Source organism: Microbacterium sp. APC 3901 (genome assembly GCF_030407765.1).
Taxonomy (GTDB): Bacteria; Actinomycetota; Actinomycetes; order Actinomycetales; family Microbacteriaceae; genus Microbacterium.
The window spans coordinates 252,068-273,199 of the sequence record NZ_JASDCU010000001.1 but is presented as its reverse complement, the minus strand read 5'-3'; the positions used below and the strand labels follow the sequence as shown (position 1 = coordinate 273,199).

The window sequence follows — 21,132 nt, the reverse complement described above, 5'->3', positions numbered from 1 at the left end:
CGGAGGGGCTCCGAACGACTGTCAACGCCACGGAGAGGCCGTGGCTGAGATTCTCAAGGAGCTCGAGATGTTCAGCACCAAGAAGAAGGTCACCGCAGCCATCACCCTCGGTCTTGCGAGCGCATTCGTGCTCGCCGGATGTTCCATGGGCGGCACCACTGAAGAGCCGGCCGAGTCGACGGCTCCCGAGTCGTCCGAGACGATGGCTCCCGAGACCGAGACGATGGACCCGGCCGCGAACCTGGTCGGCTCCGGCTGCGCCGCATACGCAGAGGCTGTTCCGGACGGCGCAGGATCCGTCGAGGGCATGGCTCTCGACCCGGTCGCCACCGCAGCATCCAACAACCCGCTGCTCACCACGCTGGTGGCTGCGGTCAGCGGACAGCTGAACCCGGATGTCGACCTCGTCGACACCCTGAACGGCGACGAGTTCACCGTCTTCGCTCCGGTCGACGACGCCTTCGCGAAGATCGACCCGGCCACCATCGAGGCTCTCAAGACCGACAGCGCCACGCTGAGCTCGATCCTGACGTACCACGTGGTCCCCGGCCAGATCACTCCTGACGAGATCCCCGGCATGCACGCCACGGTCCAGGGTGCCGACCTCGAGGTCACCGGCAGCGGCGACGACCTGATGGTCAACGACGCCTCCGTCATCTGCGGTGGAGTTCAGACCGCCAACGCGACCGTGTACCTCATCGACACGGTCCTGATGCCCCCGGCCGAGTAAGGCCCGGGAACGCCGAGGCTTGACACTCGGTAAGCCGTCTCACCTCTCGGGGGAGGTCGGTGGGATGGAGAAGGAGCCGCTGGCGACACGTCGTCAGCGGCTCCTTCTTTGCGCCCTAGACTGGAGGGGCGGGCCTCTAGCTCAGTTGGCAGAGCATCGGACTTTTAATCCGCGGGTCGTGGGTTCGAGCCCCACGGGGCCCACCGTTTATCACCGTCGGCCGGATCCGGCCACCCCCTTCAGCACATCAGCACCCTGCGAGAGAGTCGTGGCGTCCCCATCCGGGACACTCACCCCACGAAAGGACGCATCATGGCGACTCTCACCGACAGCCGAGTGGCATTCCTCGCGACAGACGGATTCGAGGACAGCGAGCTGACCAGCCCGTGGGAAGCGGTGCAGGGCGAGGGCGCGAGCGCCACGCTCATCGCACCGGACGGACAGCAGATCACCGGGAAGAACGGCCACGTGCAGCACGTCGACCTCACCTCCGAGACCGCGAAGGCCGACGAGTTCGACGCTCTCGTGCTTCCGGGTGGCGTCGTGAACGCCGACCACCTGCGGCTCGACAAGGCGTCGATCGACCTCGCCCGCTCGTTCTTCGAGCAGCACAAGCCGGTCGCGGTCATCTGCCACGGAGCGTGGATCCTGATCGAAGCCGGCGTGGTCGACGGACGCACGCTCACCAGCTACCCGAGCCTCGCGACCGACCTCCGCAACGCCGGAGCCACCTGGGTCGACGAGGAAGTGGTGGTCGACGAGGGCCTCGTATCCAGCCGCACTCCCGACGATCTCCCCGCTTTCAACGCGAAGCTGATCGAAGAGGTCGCCGAAGGCCGGCACGCAGGGCAGACCGCGTGATCTGAATCCGAACACCCGGCGGTCCGGTGTCAGGCGCCGGTGCGCGCCCTGTGACGCCGGACCGCCGCTCTGTTCGCACAGCGCACCGAACAGAACCGCTGCCGCCCGTTGCGGGTCACGTCGACGACCACGTTCATGCAGGGCGAGGCAGCGCAGCGGCCCAGTCGATCCATGCCACGGGTGACGAGGTGCAGCGACGTGCCCACGGCGAAGACGGCGCGCAGCACGTACGGCAGAGATCTCACGTCGTCGCGGTAGTGCAGGTGCCAGCCTTCGCCGTCGTGGTTCGTCAGGCGCGGGTATGCCGCAGCGTCGACCATCTGCGCATTGAGGATCTCGGCGCGAGCATCCGGATCCGTCGCGTCGACGACCCGCAGCCAGTCGTCGACGACTTCGCGCACCCGTTCGTGGTCGTCGGGGGCGGGCGGGAACGTCATCGTCATGCCCATCTCGAGGGTGCGCTCCTCGATGCCCGCACGATCGACGGGGAAGTCATCGGCGAGGGATGCGGCCAGGAGAACCGCATACTCACCGTAAGGGTTGAGATGCATAAGGCCATTACATCACGCTGGATGCATGACCACGTTGCACACCCTGCCGATCCCCCGCCAGATCACTCCCGCACATGAACATGCCTGGGTCGCGGACTCGCGGCATCCGACCAGTGAGGGCGTCGTCGTGTATGTCCGGTGCGCCGGCTGCGGTACGCATCGCGTCGACCTGCAGGAGCACCCGCTGACACCTCCCGCCGCGATCAGCCGCGAGACTTCGGGCTGAGTCCGAGCCTGGAGGGGTTCATGCGGTCAGCTCAGCGAGCTTCCGGACGGTGCGGAGGTTTCGCGCCGTGCCGGCGACACCGAGCGCGCGGTCGAGAACAGCCTTGGTGAGCTTCGTGCTGTGCACCCCGCCGTCGGCGTAGTCGATCCAGAGATCGTCGCCGACCAGGGCGATCCGCTCCCCCGGCACGAGCCGCTCCTGGAGCGCCTCGACGGCGCCTGGCGCTGCCGGCCCCTCGAGGAACATCGCGTGGAGGAGCTTCTCCGACGCGCCGCCGAACGGGTGTGCGTCCAGAGCGTGGGCGAGGGCGTCGTGCGTCCGCAGGATCACCGGTGTGTCGACGTCGAACTCGCCCGCGATCAGCGCGCGGACCCGCGCACATGCCGACGGCGGATCCTCCGGGTGCTCGCACACGATGTTGCCGCTCGCGATGTAGGTCGACACTTCGCCCAGCACGGGAGCGAGCACCTCGCGCAGCTGAGCCATCGGCACCCGGTTACGACCCGAGACGTTGACCGCTCGCAGCAGCAGGACGCTGCGGGTCATGCAGTGTCGCTCTCGATGAGCTCGGCGCCCGTGTGAGCGAGTTCTGCGAGAGCCGCCGCACTCGGCTCAGATGCGACACCCGCGATGAGATCGGTGAAGACCCGCACCCGAACCCCGTGCGCCACCGCGTCGAGCGCAGAGGCCCGCACGCAGTGGTCTGTGGCGATGCCGACGACATCGGCGGTCAGGACACCCGCAGCTGTGAGGATCGCGCCGACGGTCTCGCCCGATTCGGTCGCGCCCTCGAACATCGAATATGCGGGGCGCCCCTGCCCTTTGTACACGTGATGCGTGACCGCATCGGTCACCAGCAGCGGATCGTATTCGGCGCCGGGCGTGCCCGCGACGCAGTGGACGGGCCACGTGTCGACGAAGTCCGGCGCCTCTCCGAAGTGGCCGCCGTTGTCGCCCTCGGCGTCATGCCAGTCGCGCGACGCGACGATGACGTCGTACTCCGCCGCGTGCGCGGCCAGGAAGGCGGAGACAGCGGATGCCACGGCATCACCGCCGTCGACGGGCAATGCACCGCCCTCAGTGAAGTCGTTCTGCACGTCGACGATCAGAAGTGCTCTGCTCATGATCTGAGAGTACGCCGCCCCGCCGGCGACCCCAAGGCAGGAAACCAAAAGGCCCCGGGATGTTGTTCACATCACGGGGCCTGCTGGAGCCGCTTGTCAGAATCGAACTGACGACCTTTTCATTACGAGTGAAATGCTCTGCCGACTGAGCTAAAGCGGCGCGATCATCGATATTACCCGTTCCGGAGCCGCACCGCGAATCGAGCCAGGATCACTCGCAGCGCACGTCGCTCTCGGGCACGACATCATCGAGGAGGAACGCCTCGACAGCGCCGTCGACGCACGCGTTGCCCTTGTTGTATCCGGTGTGACCTTCGCCCACTCGGGTGATCAGAACACCCTCCTCCAGCTGCCCGGCGAGCGACTCCGACCACTCGTACGGCGTCGCCGGGTCATTGGTCGTGCCGACCACGAGGATCGGGCCCGCCCCCTCGGCGTTGATCTCGCCACGCGTGCCGGTGGGCGGGTAGGGCCACACCGAGCAGGAATCCGGGCCGCTCCAGTACGGAGCGATGGTCGGCGCTCCGTCGGCGATCTTCTTCTCGGTCGCCGCCTCCGCCGCGGGGTCGTCTTCGACCGGATAGTCCATGCAGTTGTAGGCGCGGAACGCTTCGCTCGAGTTGTCGAGATAGGTGCCGTTCTCGCGTCCGTTGTAGAAATCGGCGAGGAAGAATGCCGTCGTCGGGTCACCCTGCAGGGCCTCGTCGAGCGCCTGCGTCAGGTACTGCCAGCTGTCTGCCGAGTACAGGGCCGCGATGATGCCGGTCATCAGCGCATCCGCGCCCAGCATGCGTCCGTCACCGTTCTCGAGCGGCGCCGCGTCGACGCTCGCGAGGAGCGCCCCGAGGTCGGCCATGGCCTCATCGACCGTGCCGTTGAAGGGGCACTCGCCCGAGTCGAGGCAGTTCTGCATGTACGCGCGGAGGGCCGATTCGAATCCGAGCGCCTGCGTCGCTCCGACATCGAGCCCCGAGACGGCCGGGTCGATCGCTCCGTCGAGCACGAGCCGCCCCGCTTTGTCGGGGTAGAGGTCGGCGTAGGTCGCGCCGAGGAACGTGCCGTACGAGTAGCCGATGTAGTTCAGCTGCTTGTCGCCGAGGACAGCGCGGATCAGATCCATGTCCCGTGCCGCGTTGATCGTGGTGACATAGGGCAGGATGCCGCCGCTGTTGGCCTCGCACGCTTCCGCGAACTCCTTGTGTGCCTCGAGCAGCTCGGCCTCCCATTCCGCGCTCCCCCGCTTGCCTGCGGGGATCGTGTAGAGATAGTCGTCCATGCCTGCAGCATCGAAGCAGGTCACGGCGGTCGATTCTCCGACGCCGCGGGGATCGAACCCGATCACGTCGTAGTTGTCGATGAGATCGGCGCCGACGGCGAAGTCGAGGCTGTCGCGGATGAGCTCGACACCGCTGGCGCCGGGGCCACCGGGGTTCGTGAGCAATGAGCCCTGGGAAGTCCCCGTCGCCTGATGGCGCACGACGGAGAGGGTGATCTCGCCGTCGCTCGGGTTCTCCCAATCGAGCGGAGCGGTCACGTCTGTGCAGTCGAATCCGGGACCGCACTCGCTCCAGGTGAGCGTCTGCCCGTAGAACGGCAGCAGGTCTTCTGCCACGCCTTCGGTGTCTGGAGCGTTCGTGGTGGAGGGCTTCGGTGCGGCCTGCTCGGGGATCATCGAATACAGGCATCCGGAGAGCACGACCGAGGCTGCGGCGAGGCCTGCGATCACGGCGACGGTACGTCGGAAGCGGGAAGTCGGTCGGTTGTTCACGGTGTCCTCCCGCTCGTGACAGTCACGAGCAAGCTCTCGAGGGCGAGCAGCGGTGCGACGTTGCGCTCCAGCGACTGGCGCGTGTCGGCAAGGTGGTCGAGTACGACAAGAGTACGGGTCTCGGGCCAGGCCGCTGCCAGCGCGGCCAGATCTTCGCGAAGCTCGCGATTGATCAGCTCGTCATCTCTGCCGAACTGCAGCATGACGACGTCACGGAACAGCGACTGCAGATCGGTGAGCACTCTGTCGATGCCGTCACGCAGACTTCGGGTCGCACGCTTCTTCTGGTCGTCCTCCAGCGCGGAGATCTGCGTCCGCAGAGCGGGGGGAACGGCCTGCCCCTCGGCGATGCCGACCATCCGGAGCAGAGATGCGCGCTCGGCTGCGTCGCGCTCGGCGGTGAGCGCCTTGGCGTCGTCGGTGGCGGCCTGGATGATGCGACCGGCGACCTCGACGGCGTCATTGACGCCGCGAACCCCCAGCACCGACCGCAGGGTCTCGTCGCGGCGGCGACGGGCAGCCTCATCGGTGGCGAGACGCTGGGCCATGCCGATGTGCCGTTGCGCATGACGAGCGGCCTGCTCGGCGATGTCCTCGTCGACCCCCGTGCGAAGGGTGATCAGGCGTGCGACGTCTGCGACATCGGGCTCGCGCAGTCGCAGCGAGCGCACGCGTGAGCGGATCGTCGGCAGCAGGTCGGCTTCGCTCGGGGCGCAGAGGATCCAGACCGTCTGCTCGGGGGGCTCTTCGAGAGCTTTCAGCAGCACGTTGGAGGTGCGCTCGACCATGCGGTCGGCATCTTCGACCACGATCACGCGATAGCGGCCGGCCGACGGCGCGAAGTACGAGCGCTCGACGAGCGCACGCGCCTCCGCGATCGTGATGATGACCTTGTCGGTGCGCAAGGCGGTGACATCGGGATGCGTTCCCGCGAGCACCTGACGCATCGCCGCCTCGTCATCGGGGTGATCCGCTACGAGTGCGGCGGCGAAGGCGTGCGCGAGCGTGGATCGGCCTGACCCGGGAGGGCCGGTGATGAGCCACGCGTGCGACAGCGCGGAGGGATCGGATGCGGCGTTGCGCAGAGTGTCGACAGCAGCATCCTGCCCCCACACATCGGCCCACGGGAAAGGGGCGGCGACAGTCTGGGGCATGTCCTCAGCCTAATCGGGAGCACCGACGTGCGCGGCAACCGCCGTCGAGAGCGCGGGCTCGTCGGCTGCACGCGCAGTACCGCGCGTCCGGCTCAGCCGATCAGCGTCGCGACCCGCTCGCGGATCTGCGCAGCGATGACCTCGGGTGCCGCTGCGGCGTCGATGACCAGGAACCGCTCCGGTTCGGCTCGCGCCAGAGCGAGGTACGCGTCGCGGACCCGCGCGTGGAACTCGGTCTTCTCTGCCTCGAGCCGGTCGAAGGGCTTGTCGGCCGAATCGAGTCGCAGGCGCGCAGACTCGGGCGCGAGGTCGAGCAGCACGGTGAGATCGGGCAGCGCGCCCTCTGCGGCCCACAGCGACAGGTTGCGGATCTCGTCGCCGTCGAGCACACGCCCTGCGCCCTGGTAGGCGACGGATGAGTCGAGATAGCGATCCTGCAGCACGACCTCGCCGCGGGCGAGAGCGGGCCGGACGACCGTCGCCACATGGTGCGCGCGGTCGGCGGCGTAGAGAAGAGCCTCGGCGCGCGGCGCGATGTCGCCTCGGTGGTGCAGCACGATGTCGCGGATCAGCTGACCGACCTCGGACCCACCCGGCTCGCGGGTGCGCACGACTGTCAGCCCTTCATCCGTCATCCACTGGGAGAGGAGGTTCGACTGCGTGGTCTTGCCCGATCCGTCTCCGCCCTCGAGGGTGATCCAGATTCCCGGGCCTGACGTCACGAACCGGCCTTCTTCGCGGCGTTCGCGGCGCGAGTCGCCGCCGCCTTCTTGGCTGCCGCGGACCGTGCGGCTGCTTTCTCGGCATCCGTCGCCGTCGTCTTGGCCGGGGCCTTCTTCGCCGCAGGCTTCTTGGCCGGCGCCTTCTTGGCTGCAGGCTTCTTGGCTGCGGGCTTCTTGGCCGGCGCCTTCTTCGCGGCTGCGCCGCGCTTGGGAGCCGGACCCTTCGCGCGCTTGTCGGCGAGCATCTGCACGGCGATCTCGAAGGTGATGTCCTCGACCTTCTGCCCGCGGGGGATCGTCACATTCGTCTCGCTGTCGGTGACATAGGCGCCGAAGCGCCCGTCGCGGATGCGGATCGGCTTGTTGCTGACCGGGTCAGCTTCGAACTCGGCCAGCGCACTCGACGCACGGCGGGATCCGGCGCCGTATTTCGGCTGCGCGTAGATCTCGAGTGCCTTCTCGAGCGTCACGTCGAAGATCTCCGACTCGCTCTCGAGCGAGCGGGAGTCCGTGCCCTTCTTCAGGTACGGACCGAATCGACCGTTCTGAGCGGTGATCTCCTCACCGCTCTCGGGGTCGGCTCCGACGATGCGCGGCAGGCTGAGCAGCTGCAGAGCGGTGTCGAGGTCGATCGTGTCGACGGACATCGAGCGGAACAGCGAGGCGGTGCGCTGCTTGGGCGCCGTGGCCTTCTTCGCCCCCCGCTTGGGCTTAGGAGCATCGACGACCTCGCCGGTCGCCTCGTCGACCGCGGCGTCCTCGGACACCGGGTCGTTCTCCTGCACGTAGGGTCCGAAGCGTCCGTCCTTGACGACGACGATCTTGCCATTGTCCGGGTTGGTGCCCAGCACGCGGTCGCCGGCGACCGGCGCATCGATGAGCTCCTGCGCCTTGGCCGCCGTCAGCTCATCGGGCGCCAGATCTTCGGGCACGTTCACGATGCGCGGCTTCTCATCGGGAGCCTCGGGGTTCGCGACCTCGAGGTAGGGGCCGTACTTGCCGAAACGCAGCGTGGCTGTGTCGGTGATGGGCGTGGAGTTGAGCGCCCGCGCATCGATCTCGCCGAGGTTGTCGACGGTCTGGCGGAGGCCGACGTGCGAATCAGAGCCGTAGTAGAAGGAACGCAGCCACTCGACCCGCTTCTGCTCGCCCCGGGCGATCGCGTCGAGATCGTCTTCGAGCGCCGCGGTGAAGTCGTAGTCGATCAGGTCGGCGAAATGCTCTTCGAGCAACCTGACCACGCTGAATGCGAGCCAGGTCGGAACCAGCGCCTGTCCGCGCTTGGTCGCGTACCCTCGGTCGATCACGGTGCCGATGATGCTGGCGAAGGTCGAGGGGCGGCCGATGCCGTGCTCTTCGAGCGCCTTGACCAGCGATGCCTCCGTGAAGCGCGGCTTGGGGGTGGTGCGGTGGCCCTTGGCCTCGGCATCCGACATGCGCAGCTCGTCGCCCACGGCGACCACGGGAAGCGACTGGTTCTCGTCGGCATCCTTGTCGTTGCGCTTCTCGTCGCGTCCCTCTTCATAGGCCTCGAGGAAGCCCTTGAACGTGTACACGGTGCCGGACGCGGTGAACTCGGCGTTCTGCCCGGCTGCATCGACCGCGATCGTGACCGTCGTGGTCTCGTACTTCGCGTCGGCCATCTGGCTGGCGACGGTGCGCTTCCAGATCAGGTCGTACAGACGGTGCTCCTCGCGGTCCAGCTCCGAGGAGACGGACTTCGGCGTGCGGAAGTTCTCGCCCGAGGGACGGATCGCCTCATGCGCCTCCTGCGCGTTCTTGCTCTTCGACTTGTAGGCGCGAGGCTTGAGCGGGACCGCGGTGTCGCCGTAGAGCGCGACGGCCTGACTGCGAGCCGCCTGCACCGCCTGGGTGCTCAGCGCCACCGAGTCGGTACGCATATAGGTGATGTATCCCTTTTCGTACAGCCGCTGGGCAACGCTCATCGCCTGCTTCGCGCTCATCGAGAGCTTTCGACCGGCCTCCTGCTGCATGGTGGAGGTCGTGAACGGTGCGTACGGGCTGCGGGTTCCGGGCTTCGCTTCGACCTTGGTCACCGCACCGGTGCCCGCGGCGTCGACCGCGTGCGCCAGCGCCGCGGCCTTCTTCTCATCGAGGACGACGACGGCCTTCTTGAGCTTTCCGTCGTCGTCGAAGTCGGTGCCTCGGGCGAGCTGTCCGCCGTCGACGCGGACCAGGCGGACCTTGAAGCCCGAAGAGGACGAGGCGAGCGCTTCGACATCCCAGTACTCTGCCGACACGAACGCCATGCGCTCGCGCTCTCTCTCGACGATCATGCGGGTGGCGGCGGACTGCACGCGTCCGGCCGACAGGCCCGTCTTGACCTTGTACCAGAGCACGGGCGAGACATCCCAGCCGTACAGCCGGTCGAGGATGCGGCGGGTCTCCTGAGCGTCGACGAGGTCTGTGTCGAGTTCACGGGTGTTGCCGATGGCCGCCTGGATCGCGTCCTTCGTGATCTCGTGGAAGACCATGCGCTTGACGGGGACCTTCGGCTTCAGAGTCTCGAGCAGGTGCCAGGCGATGGCCTCGCCTTCGCGGTCCTCATCAGTGGCGAGCAGGAGCTCGTCGGCGGTCTTGAGCGCACGCTTGAGCTCGGCGACGGTCTTCGTCTTGCGATCGGACACGACGTAGTAGGGGTCGAAGTCGTTGTCGACGTCGATCGAGTACTTCCCGTACGCCTGCTTGTCGGCGGCGGGGATGTCCTTCTTGTCGGCGAGGTCGCGGATGTGGCCGACGGAGCTGAGCACCTCATAGCCGTCGCCGAGGTATCCCTGAATCGACCGCATCTTCGTCGGGGACTCGACAATGACGAGCTTCTTGCCTTCAGCCAAGGGAGCGTCCTTTCTTCGAAGCACACCATACACACCGCCGTGATGGGTTGGTCACAGTGGTCGCCTGCATTTTCGCCGGAAAGTGCTCGTGCCGCCGTCAGGATCCCTCGGGTGGCCCAGCACGGGCTCGGGAGACGGCAGCGAGTCCAGCGTACGCCGCGTTCACCTGCACAGTCGCCACGAAGCCCTCGACGGCGCACTCGGTGAGGGTCGTGCCCGACGCCGCCGCGACCCGCGCGGCGAGGACGCACGGGTCGTCGGCCGCGACGATCGCACCGCTGGCCGCATCGGCTGCGGCGAGGGCCGCGGCGTCTGCCGCGCCGGCGGCCCTCTGCGCCGTGACGGCTGCTCCCCCGACTCCGGCGAGCCCCAGCGAGAGCGCCGCAGCGACCGCGAGAACACCGGCCGCGAGAGCCGAGCCCGCCATCAGCCGCCCTCCCCTGCGATGGTCGTCATCAGAGCCCTCCGGCGAGTGCGCAGCTGGACGCCTGCAGCGGGATCCGGATGAAGCCGCCGATCACGACGTCGGCGTGCGCCTCGACGCAGACGAGGTCTCCGGATGAGCTGCTCGACATTCCGGCGCCGTGAACCGCGGTCGACACCGCCCGCGATGCCCTGCCCGGGTCTTCCCCTCGGCCGAGGAGGCGCGCGGCATCGGCCGACGCATCCTGGAGCGCGACCTGCCGAGACGCCGCACCCAGCGCGCCGGCCCCGAGCAGAAGCGTGAGGACCACCGCGGGCAGTGCGAGTGCGAGCTCGGCGGTCGCAGACCCCCTCTCGCCGTCACGATCGGCGCTCATCACGAGACCGTGAGAGCCCGACGCACCAGGTCGGTGAGGATGCCGCGCACCTCGTCCGATCTCATGATGACGACGAGCAGCCCCGCGAAAGCCACGGCGGCCATCGTCGTGATCGCGTATTCGGCGGTGGCGGCGCCGCTGTCGTCTCCGAACAGCGTCGCGGAGCGGCGCTGGGTGAGCGGAGGGAGAGTGTTCATCGGTTCCTTCTTTCTATGTGCGGATGCGCGAGCATCCTGTGGTCGGCAGCCGTCATAGCGGCAGCGGAGTCGAGAGGAGCACGCTCAGCAGCAGCGGAGCGACTCCCAGCAGGAGAAAAGCCGGCAGGGTGCAGACGCCGAGCGGGATCAGCAGTTTCGTCGAGAGCTTCGCCGCGCGCATGCGTCCGTCCACGCGGGACGCGTGACGCTCCTGGCCTGCGGAGGCACGAAGAAGTTCGCCGGCGGGCACTCCCGCAGCGTGCGAGAGCTCGAGCACCGCACGGATTCGAGCGTCGTCCCCGCGCCGAGACGCCGGGCTGTCCGCGACAAGGCGCAGAGCACGATCGATCGAGGCGCCCCCGGAGAGAGCGACAGCCATGAGTTCCGCCTGCATGCCCGGTGTTCCCGGCTCCGGTCGCGCGCGCCGAAGCAGTCGGTTCGTCCAGCCTCGGGCCGCGAGGACGAGCAGGAGCCCGGCCACGACGCAGCCCGCGCCTGCAGGTGTCCCGAAGATGACGCCGAGGGTGTCGAAGCCGAGGGCGAAACCGAGCAGCAGACCGGCGAAGGGCATCCACAGGAGCAGACGCGCGGTGCCCGCAGGCTCCGCCAGAGCTATCCGCACATCGTCAGCCGCAGAAGCGGCGTCACGAAGCGTCTCGGCGATCATCCGCAGCACCTCGGCCAGCGGCGCCCCGACCGTTGTCGCCACTTCCCACGCGGCGGCCAGGTCTCGCCAGGGGCCTCCCTCAGCTTCGATCGCAGCGATGAGCGGGGCGCCGTCGTCCACTCGATCCACGACGGACGCCGCGTGCACATCGCCGATCGAGGCGAGGTGGCGCCACGCGACCAACGGCACCGCTCCGGCCTGCAACAGCACGGCCAGCGTCTGCACCGAGGTAGCCGCGTCGGTTCCCGCATCGTCGGTGCCGCGCCGCCGAGCGCTCACCACGGCCGCACCTCCTCGATGCTCAGCCGGTCGCCGGTCAGCGCCAGCTCCCCTGCCTGCGCGATGCGGCGCTGACCGCCGGGCGTCCGGTCGAGATGCAGAACGATCGTGAATGCGCTCACGGCTTGGCGTGCGAGCGCCGTGGCGTCCATCGATGCCAGCGCGCCGAGCGCTTCGAGCCGGGCAGGCACATCGCTCAGACCACTCGCATGGAGGGTCCCCGCGCCCCCGTCATGCCCGGTGTTCAGAGCCGTCAGCAGTTCTCTCACCTCTTCGCCCCGGCATTCCCCGACCACGAGACGATCGGGGCGCATGCGCAGCGACTCGCGGACCAGCCGTGCGAGGCTGATGCCGCCGGCACCCTCGAGGTTCGACTGCCGTGCCTCGAGAGCGACGTGGTGCGGATGCTGCGGCCGCAGCTCGGCGACATCCTCTATGGTGACGATGCGCTCGGAGGTCGGCGCAGCCGACAGCAGGGCCGACAGCAGGGTCGTCTTGCCTGTGCCGGTGCCGCCGGTGATGAGGATGTTCGCACGTTCAGCCACCAGGCCGAGCAGCCAGCTGTGCTGCCTGGCGTCGAAGGCGCCGAGCGCCGCCAGAGCATCGAGATCCGCGGCGCGCACCCTGGGCACACGGATCGACAGCGCCGTGCCCGACGTCGAGACCGGCGAGAGGATGGCATGCACTCTGATGCCGGAGTCGAGCCTCACGTCGACGCAGGGCGCCTGGTCGTCGAGATGGCGACCGCCGAGGCCGACGAGCGCGACCGCGAGATCGCGAACCTCCCGTTCGGACGCGCTCCACCCCTGCACGGCCTCGGTGCCGCGACCCCGGTCGACGAACAGCCCCGAGGCGCCGTTGACGAAGATGTCGGTGACCTCCTCGTCAGCGCAGTGCTCCGCGAGCGGGCCGAACACGGGATCGACCCGCAGCGGTGTCCCCCCGCGTCGCGTGGTGCGGTCGGCGAGCGACGACGTGCCGCGCGGCTGGATGACGAAGGGATCGGGCATCCCCCGAAGCTAGGCCCAGCACCGAGCTCACCGCCCACCCGGGACGATGCTCTGGCGGCACCTGTGGGCAACCCCGGCCGGGCGTTCGGCGTGCAGAGAGGGTCGCGATAGCGGACACGAGGAGCGAGCCTCCGATGGGAGCGCTCCCGAAGGAGAGAGGGCGGCACCTCACGGGGGGAATGAGATGCCGCCCACGGCGTCCCTCATGGGGGAATCGGGCACGCCAAAGCCAGAATGAGAATTCGGCTGACGTCGAGTGTACGCAAGGCTACCGTCCTGACAAAACCGACCGGACTACCTACTTTCGGCAGTATGCGATGTCCGTGCCCGGAGCTAGATTCACCCTGACCTGATCGTGCCGAGACGCGTTCACGCCTGCACGACCTGCTACGCCGCAAAGGAGCGCCTGCCGATGAGCAGCCAGATCGATCATCTTCTCGATGAGACCCGCCAGTTCCCGCCCTCCGAGGAGTTCGTCGCGCAGTCGGTGTCCTCTCCCGCGCTGTACGAGAGCGCGGCGGCCGACCGTGAGGCCTTCTGGGCTGCTCAGTCCGCCGAGCTTCTCGAATGGCACAAGCCGTTCACCCGGGTGCTCGACTGGTCGACTCCTCCGTTCGCGAAGTGGTTCGATGACGGCGAGCTGAATGTGGCCTACAACTGCCTCGATCGTCATGTCGAGGCAGGCAACGGCGATCGCGTCGCCCTGCACTGGGAGGGCGAACCGGGCGACTCGCGCACCCTCACGTACGCCGAGCTCACCGACGAGGTCAAGCGCGTCGCCAATGTGCTCGAGGGCCTCGGCGTCGGTCACGGAGACCGCGTCGCGATCTACCTGCCGATGATCCCCGAGGCGGTCGCATCGATGCTCGCGGTCGCCAGGGTGGGCGCGATCCACTCGGTCGTGTTCGGCGGTTTCAGCGCCGACAGCCTGCGGTCGCGCATCGACGATGCGGGCGCCAAGCTCGTCATCACCGCAGACGGCGGATACCGCAAGGGCCGTGTCTCGGCGCTGAAGCCGGCTGTCGACCAGGCCCTCGCAGATCGCGGTGACGGCGAGCAGCAGACCGTCGAGCACGTGCTCGTCGTCAGGCGCGGCGAGAACGAGGTCGACTGGCAGGACGACCGCGACCTCTGGTGGCACGACGTGGTTCCCGCCGCCTCGCCCGAGCACACGGCCGAGGCATTCCCCGCCGAGAACCCGCTTTTCATCCTCTACACCTCGGGCACGACGGGAAAGCCCAAGGGCATCCTGCACACCTCCGGCGGATACCTGACCCAGGCCGCGTACTCGCACAAGTACGTGTTCGACCTGCACCCCGAGACCGACGTGTACTGGTGCACGGCCGACATCGGATGGATCACCGGACACAGCTACGTCACCTACGGCCCGCTCGCGAACGGCGCGACCCAGGTGATCTACGAGGGCACCCCCGACACCCCGCACCCCGGCCGCTGGTGGGAGATCATCGAGAAGTACAAGGTCTCGATCTTCTACACGGCGCCGACAGCGATCCGCTCATTCATGAAGATCGGCCGCAGCGTCCCGGCGAAGTTCGACCTGTCGTCGCTGCGCCTGCTCGGCTCGGTGGGCGAACCCATCAACCCCGAAGCCTGGATCTGGTACCGCGATGTGATCGGTGCAGGCAAGACCCCCATCGTCGACACGTGGTGGCAGACCGAGACCGGCGCGATCATGGTGTCGGCACTCCCCGGCGTCACCGCCACCAAGCCCGGCTCCGCGCAGGTGCCGCTTCCCGGGATCTCGATCGACGTGGTCGATGAGACCGGCGCAGAGGTCGGCAATGGCAACGGCGGGCTTCTCGTGGTCACAGACCCCTGGCCGAGCATGCTGCGCGGCATCTGGGGCGACCCCGAGCGCTTCAAGGAGACCTACTGGGAGAAGTTCGAGAAGCAGGGCTATTACTTCGCGGGCGACGGCGCTCGTCTCGACGGCGACGGCGACCTCTGGCTGCTCGGACGGGTGGATGACGTCATGAACGTCTCGGGTCACCGGCTCTCGACCGCCGAGATCGAGTCGTCGCTCGTGGCGCACGAAGCCACCGCCGAGGCCGCTGTGGTCGGAGCCGCCGATGAGACCACAGGCCAGGCGGTCGTCGCGTTCGTGATCATCAAGGAGAGCTACCTCTCGGCGCACGACCCTGCCGGTCTCGCTCAGCAGCTGCGCCTCTGGGTCGGCGAGCAGATCGGCGCGATCGCACGACCCCGCGACGTCTACATCGTCGGGGAGCTGCCGAAGACCCGCTCGGGCAAGATCATGCGGCGCCTGCTGCGCGACGTCGCCGAGGGCCGCGAGGTCGGCGACACCACGACCCTGGCGGACACCGCGGTGATGAGCATCATCTCGGCGCAGGTCAGGTAGGGCGGATGCAGAACGCCCCCTCCCGATCGATCGTCGGGAGGGGGCGTTCTTCACGTATCGGTCAGGCGAGGATGAACGTGACCTCGACCTCGACAGGGCTGTCGAGCGGCAGCACCGGCACTCCGACGGCCGCGCGTGCATGGCGCCCGGCGTCGCCGAAGATCTCGCCGAGCACGAGGCTCGCACCGTTGATGACGCCGGGCTGGCCGGTGAAGTGGGGCGTGGATGCCACGAAGCCGCCGACTCGCAGCACTCCGCCGATCCTGTCCACTCCGCCGACCGCATCAGCCGCTGCCGCGAGGGCGTTCAGCGCGCAGGTGCGGGCGTAGCGGTTCGCGTCTTCGGCGCTGACCTCGGCGCCGACCTTGCCCGTGGCCGGCAGCTCGCCGGCGGTGAACGGGAGCTGGCCGGAGGTGTAGACGAGTCCGTCATGCACGACGGCCGGGACGTAGGCGGCGACGGGCGCTGCCACCGCCGGAAGCTCGATGCCGAGCTCGGTCAGACGCTGGGAGAGGCTCACGCCGCGCCCCCCTCGAACTGGCGCGACGCTTCGGCAGCGGCCGCGAGACCGGCGTTGCCTGCGGCATCCGCCGACACCGGACGCTTGAGGTAGGCCACGAGCCCGCCCTCGGGCCCCTGAATGACCTGCACGAGCTCCCACCCCTGCTTGCCCCAGTTGTTGAGGATCGCGGCGGTGTTGTGGATCAGCAGCGGGGTGGTGAGGTACTCCCACGTGGTCATGGCTCTCCTGTCTGGCGGCATCCGCGATGGCGGCTGCGTCAAAGGCGGTATTCAGGGAACTCCCCTACGATCTAGCGTATGCCTCAAAAGAATCGCACGGTGAAAGGTGCGCTCGGCGGAGTCCTCGGACTCGTCGGGCTGAGCGCCGTCGCCGGTCTCCTCGTCGCGGCCAGCGTCACCCCTGTGCTGGCGATGACCGGTATCGCCGGGTCGCAGGCCCTCACCATCTTCGAAGACCTCCCGGAGAACCTCCAGGTCGGCGCACCGATGCAGCAGTCGACGATCTACGCGACCGGTCTCGACGGCAACCCCGTCGCACTTGCGTCGTTCTATGAGCAGAAGCGCATCCCAGTCGCCTACGACCAGGTCGCACCGGTGATGTACGACGCGATGCTCTCGAGCGAGGACAAGAACTTCTACACCCACGGCGGAATCAACCTCGGCGCGACGATCAAGGCCGCAGTCGGGAACGTCGCAGGCACCACCGACAGAGGCGCCTCCACGATCACGCAGCAGTACGTGAAGAACGTCCAGGTGCAGGAGTGCGAGCAGGACGTCGACCCCGCGGCCGAGGACTACTCCACTCAGATCGAGCAGTGCTTCCTCGATGCGGCAGTCGCCGAGGGCGGCGAGGGCATCGAACGCAAGCTGCAGGAGATGCGCTACGCGTTGAAGATCGAGAAGGAGTACTCGAAGAACGAGATCCTTCTCGGCTACCTCAACATCGCCAACTTCGGTGGCACCATCTACGGCATCGAGGCTGCAGCGAACCGCTACTTCTCGACCACCGCGGCGAACCTCAGCCTCGCTCAGGCGGCCACGATCGCCGGAATGGTCCAGGAGCCCAACAGGTTCCGCATCGACCGCCCGGGCGGGATCTGGACTGATGACGCCGGAGTGGCTCACAACGGAGACGCCGACGGCTACAAGGACACGAAGGACCGCAGAGACTACGTCCTCGAGCGGATGCTGCTCGACGGCAAGATCACGCAGGCCGCGCATGACGAGGCCGTGGCCACGCCGGTCACCCCGGTGCTGAGCGAGCCTCAGCAGGGTTGCGGGGCCGCAGGCGACAACGCCTACTTCTGCCAGTACGTGAAAGCCGTCATCGAGAACGACGAGGCCTTCGGCGCCACCGCGGAGGAGCGTCGCTCGAACCTGCGCCGCGGCGGCATGGAGATCTACACCTCGCTCGACCTGCGGGTGCAGCAGACCGCGATCGACGCCGTGAGGTCGCAGGTCCCGCAGGCGATGCCCGGGATCCTGGTGGGCGGCGCCGGAGTGTCGGTCGAAGCGTCCACGGGGCGCATCCTCGCCATGGCCCAGAACACGGTCTTCAACGAGACGACCGAGGCGAACCTCGCCGCCGGAGAGACCTCGCAGGTCTTCGCCGCCGACAAGGCCCACGGCGGCTCGACTTACGGGTTCGAGACCGGATCGACCTACAAGCTCTTCACTCTGCTGAGCTGGCTGGAGTCGGGCCACTCGGTCAATCAGGTGCTCGACGGACGTCTCAAGACCTTCAGTCCCTTCACGAAGTGCGGCGACCGGGTGACGAACAGCGCCAAGATCAACAACTTCGGGAACTCCGGCGGTTCGGTGGGCAGCGTGAGGCAGTTCACCGCGCAGTCGCTGAACACCGGCTTCCTCGCGATGGCGCAGCAGCTCGACCTCTGCGACATCAACGAGGTCGCCAAGAGACTCGGCGTCCACTACGGCAACGGCGATGACATCACGGTCGGCGGAACCACCTCCAACACCGCGCCGAACGACCCGTTCCCGACCGTCCTCGGCTCGAAGAGCGTGGCCCCGCTGCAGATGGCCGGCGCCTACGCGACTGTCGCGAACAACGGCGTCTACTGCGAGCCACGCGTGATCGACCGCGTCATCGGCGAGAACGGAGCGGAGATCACGCCTCCTGCGCAGAACTGCTCCCAGCAGCTCACTCCCGAGGTGGCGGCCACCGCGGCGTTCGCACTGCGCGGCGTCATGGAGGGCAACGGCACCGGAACGAGGGCGAACCCGTTCGACGGCACTCAGCTGATCGGCAAGACCGGTACCGCCGAGAAGGAGCACACGATGCTCGTCGAATCGAGCACCAAGGTCACGACCGCGGTGTGGGTGGGCAACATCGACGGCCGCGTGCCGCTGAACGACTTCCGCAACGGAGATGGAACCCGGCTGGGCGACATCCGCTACGGTCTCGCCAAAGCGATCCAGGGAGCCGCGAACGCCGTCTACCCCGCTGACGCATTCCCCGGGCCCGATGACAAGCTGGTCCGCCAGGTGCTGACGGACGTTCCCGATGTCGTGGGCAAGTCTGTCGGCGAGGCGAGCTCGCTCATCGAGGCAGCCGGCTTCACCGCAGCCGTCGGCCCGGCCGTCGACGGCCCCGCAGGCGATGTGGTCATGGCTCAGGATCCCTCCGGCCAGGCCCCGAGCGGTGCGACCATCACGATCTCACCGAGCAACGGCCAGGGTGCGACCGTGCCGGACATCACCGGTCAGTCGAAGTCCGAAGCGCAGAGCGCGCTGTTCGGCGCAGGGTTCTCGTCGATCGACTTCGACGGATCGTGCAACGGACAGAATGCCGCAGTGACGTCGACCGACCCGGCAGCGAACACGGCGACCACAAAGAGCACATCCATCAAGGTCAGCTGCAAGTGACCCCGCGTCGTGCGGCGCACCCGGCCCTCATCGCGCTCGGCGCGGTGGGGGCCGCTGGTGCTGCGGCCGCCGTCTGGGGCATCGGCATCGAGCGTTACCTGTTCACCGTGCGTGAGGCGACGGCATCCGCTCTCGCCCCCGGCTCCGCACCGGTGCGCGTGCTGCACATCTCGGACGCGCACATGGCTCCGTGGCAACATCGCAAACAGGACTGGCTGGCCTCGCTCGCGCAGCTCAAGCCCGATCTCATCATCAACACGGGCGACAACCTCGGGCATCGGGACGGTCTCGCGGGTATTCGGCGAGCCTTCGATCCTCTCGCAGGCATCCCCGGTGTCTTCGTGCACGGCTCGAATGACGTGATCGGCCCGTCGCCGCGAAATCCGATCCGGTACTTCGCAGGCCCGTCGGAGCGACCGCGCGAGCTGAACTTCCTCGACACCGACGCGATGGATGCCTACTTCACCGACGAGCTCGGATGGACGAGTCTCAACAACGCCGCAGCGCGGCTCTCGGTTGCCGGCAACCCGCTCGACCTCTTCGGTGTGAGCGACGCGCACTGCGACTGGGATCGACTCGAAGATCTGCCAGGGGCGATCGACGCCCTCGGACCGCGGGATGCCGACGCGACCGTGCTCGGTGTCACCCACGCGCCGTATCAGCGAGTACTGGACGGCTTCGTCGATCTCGGAGCCGACGCGATCTTCGGGGGCCACACGCACGGCGGCCAGGTCTGCCTGCCGGGCTTCGGTGCTCTCGTCGCGAATTGCGACATCCCGCTGAAGCAGGCGAAGGGCCTCAGCACGTGGACGCAGGGAGACCGCACGGTTCCGCTCAACGTCAGCGCCGGCTGTGGCCACTCGATCTACGCACCGGTGCGCTTCGCATGCCGCCCCGAGGCGACACTGCTCACGCTGACGGCGCGCGCGTGACGCCTCGATTCGGCGCTGAGAGCATTTCGCTGTAGACTCGGAGGGTTGCAAAACGGGGTGTGGCGCAGCTTGGTAGCGCGCTTCGTTCGGGACGAAGAGGTCGCAGGTTCAAATCCTGTCACCCCGACCAGTAACACCGGAAGGCCGTCCTCACGGGCGGCCTTCTCTGTATCCGCCCCGAGGTGAAAGGCACCGCGTGAGTCGTCTGCTCCCTCGCCCGCGCCGCCTCACCCGCGGTATCGCGCTCGGTCTCGGCATCCCGTTCCTCCTGGGTCTGGCGCTGCTCACGCTCACGCCCGAGCGCGTCGAGAGGTCGATGCCGAACCTGCTCGATCTCGTGCTGTCGGCGGCGCACCGCATGGGGTGGGAGTCTCTCGACTTCACCGGCCTCGAGGTCATCGCCAACGTGCTGGTGTTCGTACCCATCGGCATCCTCGCATTCATCCTCGTGCCGCGCCGCCTCTGGCCCCTGGCGATCGTGTTCGGACCGGCTCTGTCGCTCTCGATCGAGGTCTTTCAGCGCCTCGTGCTGCCCCATCGCGCGGCCACTCTCACCGACGTGGTAGCGAACTCCGGCGGAGCACTGATCGGGGTCGCCCTCGCAATCGCGGGCACCCTGCTCTTCGCACCGCGTTTCTCTCAGCATCGCCCGTCTACCCTGGAGGCAACATGACCTCGCCCGCACTCGTCGCCTTCGATCTCGACGACACCCTCGCCCCGTCGAAAGAGCCCATCGATCCGCGCATGGCCGCACTGCTGCTCGCCCTGCTGCAGAAGGTCGATGTGGCGATCATCTCGGGCGGCAACGAGACCCAGTTCCGCGCGCAGGTGATCGCTCGACTCGGAGCCATCGACGGCGAGTCCGCCGCCCGACTGCATCTGCTCCCGACCTGCGGCACCCGGTACCTGCGACACGACGGCACGGACTTCTCACCGCTCTACGCGCACGACCTCACCGCCCAGCAGAAGTCCGACGCGCTCACCGCGCTGCGCGAGGAGGCAGAGCGCCTCGGTCTCTGGGAGGCTCAGCCCTGGGGTGAGATCCTCGAGGACCGCGGATCGCAGATCACCTTCTCCGCGCTCGGGCAGAAGGCTCCCCGCGACGCGAAGCATGACTGGGACCCGTCTGGCGCGAAGCGGGAGTCTCTGCGAGACGCCGTGGCCGCGCGACTCCCCGACCTCGAGGTGCGGTCAGGCGGGTCGACCTCGATCGACATCACCCTGGCAGGCATCGACAAGGCGTTCGGTATGACGCAGCTCGCCGCGCACACGAGCATCCCGCTCACCTCGATGCTCTTCTACGGTGACCGACTCGATGAGGGCGGCAACGACTACCCGGTCCTCGCGATCGGCGTGCCCTCCGTGGCAGTGGAGGGCTGGGAAGACACCGCCGACAAGCTCGACGATCTTCTCCCGACTCTCTGACGCTCGGCGCCCCACCTCCCCCACGATCGGCGCGCAGAGTCCT

22 protein-coding genes and 3 tRNA genes are annotated in these 21,132 nt (G+C 67.9%); 10 read left to right on the top strand and 15 right to left on the bottom strand.

What is annotated here, in order from left to right:
- Positions 1-67 precede the first annotated feature (67 nt).
- From QMA07_RS01325 to QMA07_RS01315, 3 genes are all read left to right on the top strand, one after another.
- The gene (locus QMA07_RS01325; RefSeq protein WP_290159475.1) at positions 68-730 is read left to right on the top strand and encodes a fasciclin domain-containing protein; all 663 of its coding nucleotides are present in this window, start codon (positions 68-70) and stop codon (positions 728-730) included.
- 130 nt (positions 731-860) lie between these two features.
- Positions 861-933: transfer RNA gene (locus QMA07_RS01320), tRNA-Lys, on the top strand.
- 109 nt (positions 934-1,042) lie between these two features.
- Positions 1,043-1,591 (top strand): type 1 glutamine amidotransferase domain-containing protein, encoded by a 549-nt coding sequence (locus tag QMA07_RS01315; protein ID WP_290159376.1) that lies wholly within the window; start codon positions 1,043-1,045, stop codon positions 1,589-1,591.
- Positions 1,592-1,620: 29 nt separating this feature from the next.
- On the opposite strand, the gene QMA07_RS01310 is transcribed toward QMA07_RS01315, so the two are convergent.
- Entirely contained in the window at positions 1,621-2,142 is a 522-nt protein-coding gene (locus QMA07_RS01310; RefSeq protein WP_290159375.1) for a CGNR zinc finger domain-containing protein, read from the bottom strand.
- 25 nt (positions 2,143-2,167) lie between these two features.
- Between QMA07_RS01310 and QMA07_RS01305 the strand changes: the two genes are divergently transcribed.
- Positions 2,168-2,368, top strand: a complete 201-nt coding sequence (locus QMA07_RS01305; RefSeq protein ID WP_290159373.1) for a hypothetical protein — start codon at positions 2,168-2,170, stop codon at positions 2,366-2,368.
- An 18-nt stretch (positions 2,369-2,386) separates the two neighbouring features.
- Here the strand turns inward: QMA07_RS01305 and QMA07_RS01300 are convergent, their stop codons facing one another.
- The 12 genes from QMA07_RS01300 to QMA07_RS01245 all read right to left on the bottom strand — a co-directional run bounded on the left by QMA07_RS01300 (position 2,387) and on the right by QMA07_RS01245 (position 12,944).
- Positions 2,387-2,914, bottom strand: coding sequence for a DUF1697 domain-containing protein (locus QMA07_RS01300; protein ID WP_290159371.1), 528 nt, complete (start codon positions 2,912-2,914; stop codon positions 2,387-2,389).
- Positions 2,911-3,492, bottom strand: a complete 582-nt coding sequence (locus QMA07_RS01295) for an isochorismatase family protein (protein WP_290159370.1) — start codon at positions 3,490-3,492, stop codon at positions 2,911-2,913. Before QMA07_RS01295 ends, QMA07_RS01300 begins: the two co-directional genes overlap by 4 nt.
- An 84-nt stretch (positions 3,493-3,576) precedes the next feature.
- A tRNA-Thr gene (locus tag QMA07_RS01290) sits at positions 3,577-3,652 on the bottom strand.
- A gap of 51 nt (positions 3,653-3,703) precedes the next feature.
- Positions 3,704-5,260, bottom strand: coding sequence for an alpha/beta hydrolase (locus QMA07_RS01285; RefSeq protein ID WP_290159369.1), 1,557 nt, complete (start codon positions 5,258-5,260; stop codon positions 3,704-3,706).
- The gene (locus QMA07_RS01280; protein WP_290159367.1) at positions 5,257-6,414 is read right to left on the bottom strand and encodes a DNA polymerase III subunit delta'; all 1,158 of its coding nucleotides are present in this window, start codon (positions 6,412-6,414) and stop codon (positions 5,257-5,259) included. Before QMA07_RS01280 ends, QMA07_RS01285 begins: the two co-directional genes overlap by 4 nt.
- A gap of 92 nt (positions 6,415-6,506) precedes the next feature.
- Entirely contained in the window at positions 6,507-7,136 is a 630-nt protein-coding gene (gene tmk / locus QMA07_RS01275) for a dTMP kinase (protein ID WP_290159365.1), read from the bottom strand.
- Positions 7,133-9,991: a type I DNA topoisomerase gene (gene topA / locus QMA07_RS01270; RefSeq protein ID WP_290159364.1), complete on the bottom strand. Its 2,859-nt coding sequence runs from the start codon at positions 9,989-9,991 to the stop codon at positions 7,133-7,135. The genes tmk and topA overlap by 4 nt, the downstream gene beginning before the upstream one ends.
- Before the next feature lie 97 nt (positions 9,992-10,088).
- Positions 10,089-10,418, bottom strand: a complete 330-nt coding sequence (locus QMA07_RS01265) for a helicase (RefSeq protein ID WP_290159363.1) — start codon at positions 10,416-10,418, stop codon at positions 10,089-10,091.
- A 28-nt stretch (positions 10,419-10,446) separates the two neighbouring features.
- Entirely contained in the window at positions 10,447-10,791 is a 345-nt protein-coding gene (locus QMA07_RS01260) for a TadE family type IV pilus minor pilin (RefSeq protein ID WP_290159361.1), read from the bottom strand.
- Positions 10,791-10,988: a DUF4244 domain-containing protein gene (locus QMA07_RS01255; protein WP_290159360.1), complete on the bottom strand. Its 198-nt coding sequence runs from the start codon at positions 10,986-10,988 to the stop codon at positions 10,791-10,793. Before QMA07_RS01255 ends, QMA07_RS01260 begins: the two co-directional genes overlap by 1 nt.
- Before the next feature lie 52 nt (positions 10,989-11,040).
- Positions 11,041-11,934: a type II secretion system F family protein gene (locus QMA07_RS01250; protein ID WP_290159359.1), complete on the bottom strand. Its 894-nt coding sequence runs from the start codon at positions 11,932-11,934 to the stop codon at positions 11,041-11,043.
- Entirely contained in the window at positions 11,931-12,944 is a 1,014-nt protein-coding gene (locus QMA07_RS01245) for a TadA family conjugal transfer-associated ATPase (protein ID WP_290159358.1), read from the bottom strand. The genes QMA07_RS01250 and QMA07_RS01245 overlap by 4 nt, the downstream gene beginning before the upstream one ends.
- Positions 12,945-13,356: 412 nt before the next feature.
- On the opposite strand from QMA07_RS01245, the gene acs reads away from it, so the two are divergent.
- Positions 13,357-15,324, top strand: coding sequence for an acetate--CoA ligase (gene acs / locus QMA07_RS01240; RefSeq protein WP_290159356.1), 1,968 nt, complete (start codon positions 13,357-13,359; stop codon positions 15,322-15,324).
- Between the two features lie 61 nt (positions 15,325-15,385).
- On the opposite strand, the gene QMA07_RS01235 is transcribed toward acs, so the two are convergent.
- Together QMA07_RS01235 and QMA07_RS01230 are read right to left on the bottom strand one after the other, a co-directional pair.
- On the bottom strand, positions 15,386-15,844 hold the full coding sequence (locus tag QMA07_RS01235; RefSeq protein WP_290159353.1) for a RidA family protein: 459 nt from the start codon (positions 15,842-15,844) through the stop codon (positions 15,386-15,388).
- Positions 15,841-16,065, bottom strand: coding sequence for a hypothetical protein (locus QMA07_RS01230; protein ID WP_290159351.1), 225 nt, complete (start codon positions 16,063-16,065; stop codon positions 15,841-15,843). Before QMA07_RS01230 ends, QMA07_RS01235 begins: the two co-directional genes overlap by 4 nt.
- Before the next feature lie 78 nt (positions 16,066-16,143).
- Between QMA07_RS01230 and QMA07_RS01225 the strand changes: the two genes are divergently transcribed.
- From QMA07_RS01225 to QMA07_RS01205, 5 genes are all read left to right on the top strand, one after another.
- Positions 16,144-18,732 carry a transglycosylase domain-containing protein gene (locus tag QMA07_RS01225; protein WP_290159350.1) on the top strand — a complete coding sequence of 863 codons (2,589 nt, stop codon included), beginning with the start codon at positions 16,144-16,146 and terminating at the stop codon, positions 18,730-18,732.
- Positions 18,729-19,664 (top strand): metallophosphoesterase, encoded by a 936-nt coding sequence (locus QMA07_RS01220; RefSeq protein ID WP_290159348.1) that lies wholly within the window; start codon positions 18,729-18,731, stop codon positions 19,662-19,664. Before QMA07_RS01225 ends, QMA07_RS01220 begins: the two co-directional genes overlap by 4 nt.
- 53 nt (positions 19,665-19,717) lie before the next feature.
- Positions 19,718-19,794: transfer RNA gene (locus tag QMA07_RS01215), tRNA-Pro, on the top strand.
- A gap of 66 nt (positions 19,795-19,860) precedes the next feature.
- The gene (locus QMA07_RS01210; RefSeq protein WP_290159347.1) at positions 19,861-20,337 is read left to right on the top strand and encodes a VanZ family protein; all 477 of its coding nucleotides are present in this window, start codon (positions 19,861-19,863) and stop codon (positions 20,335-20,337) included.
- Complete coding sequence (locus QMA07_RS01205; RefSeq protein ID WP_290159346.1) at positions 20,334-21,089, top strand: HAD-IIB family hydrolase; 756 nt, start codon at positions 20,334-20,336, stop codon at positions 21,087-21,089. Before QMA07_RS01210 ends, QMA07_RS01205 begins: the two co-directional genes overlap by 4 nt.
- The last annotated feature ends 43 nt before the right edge of the window (positions 21,090-21,132 follow it).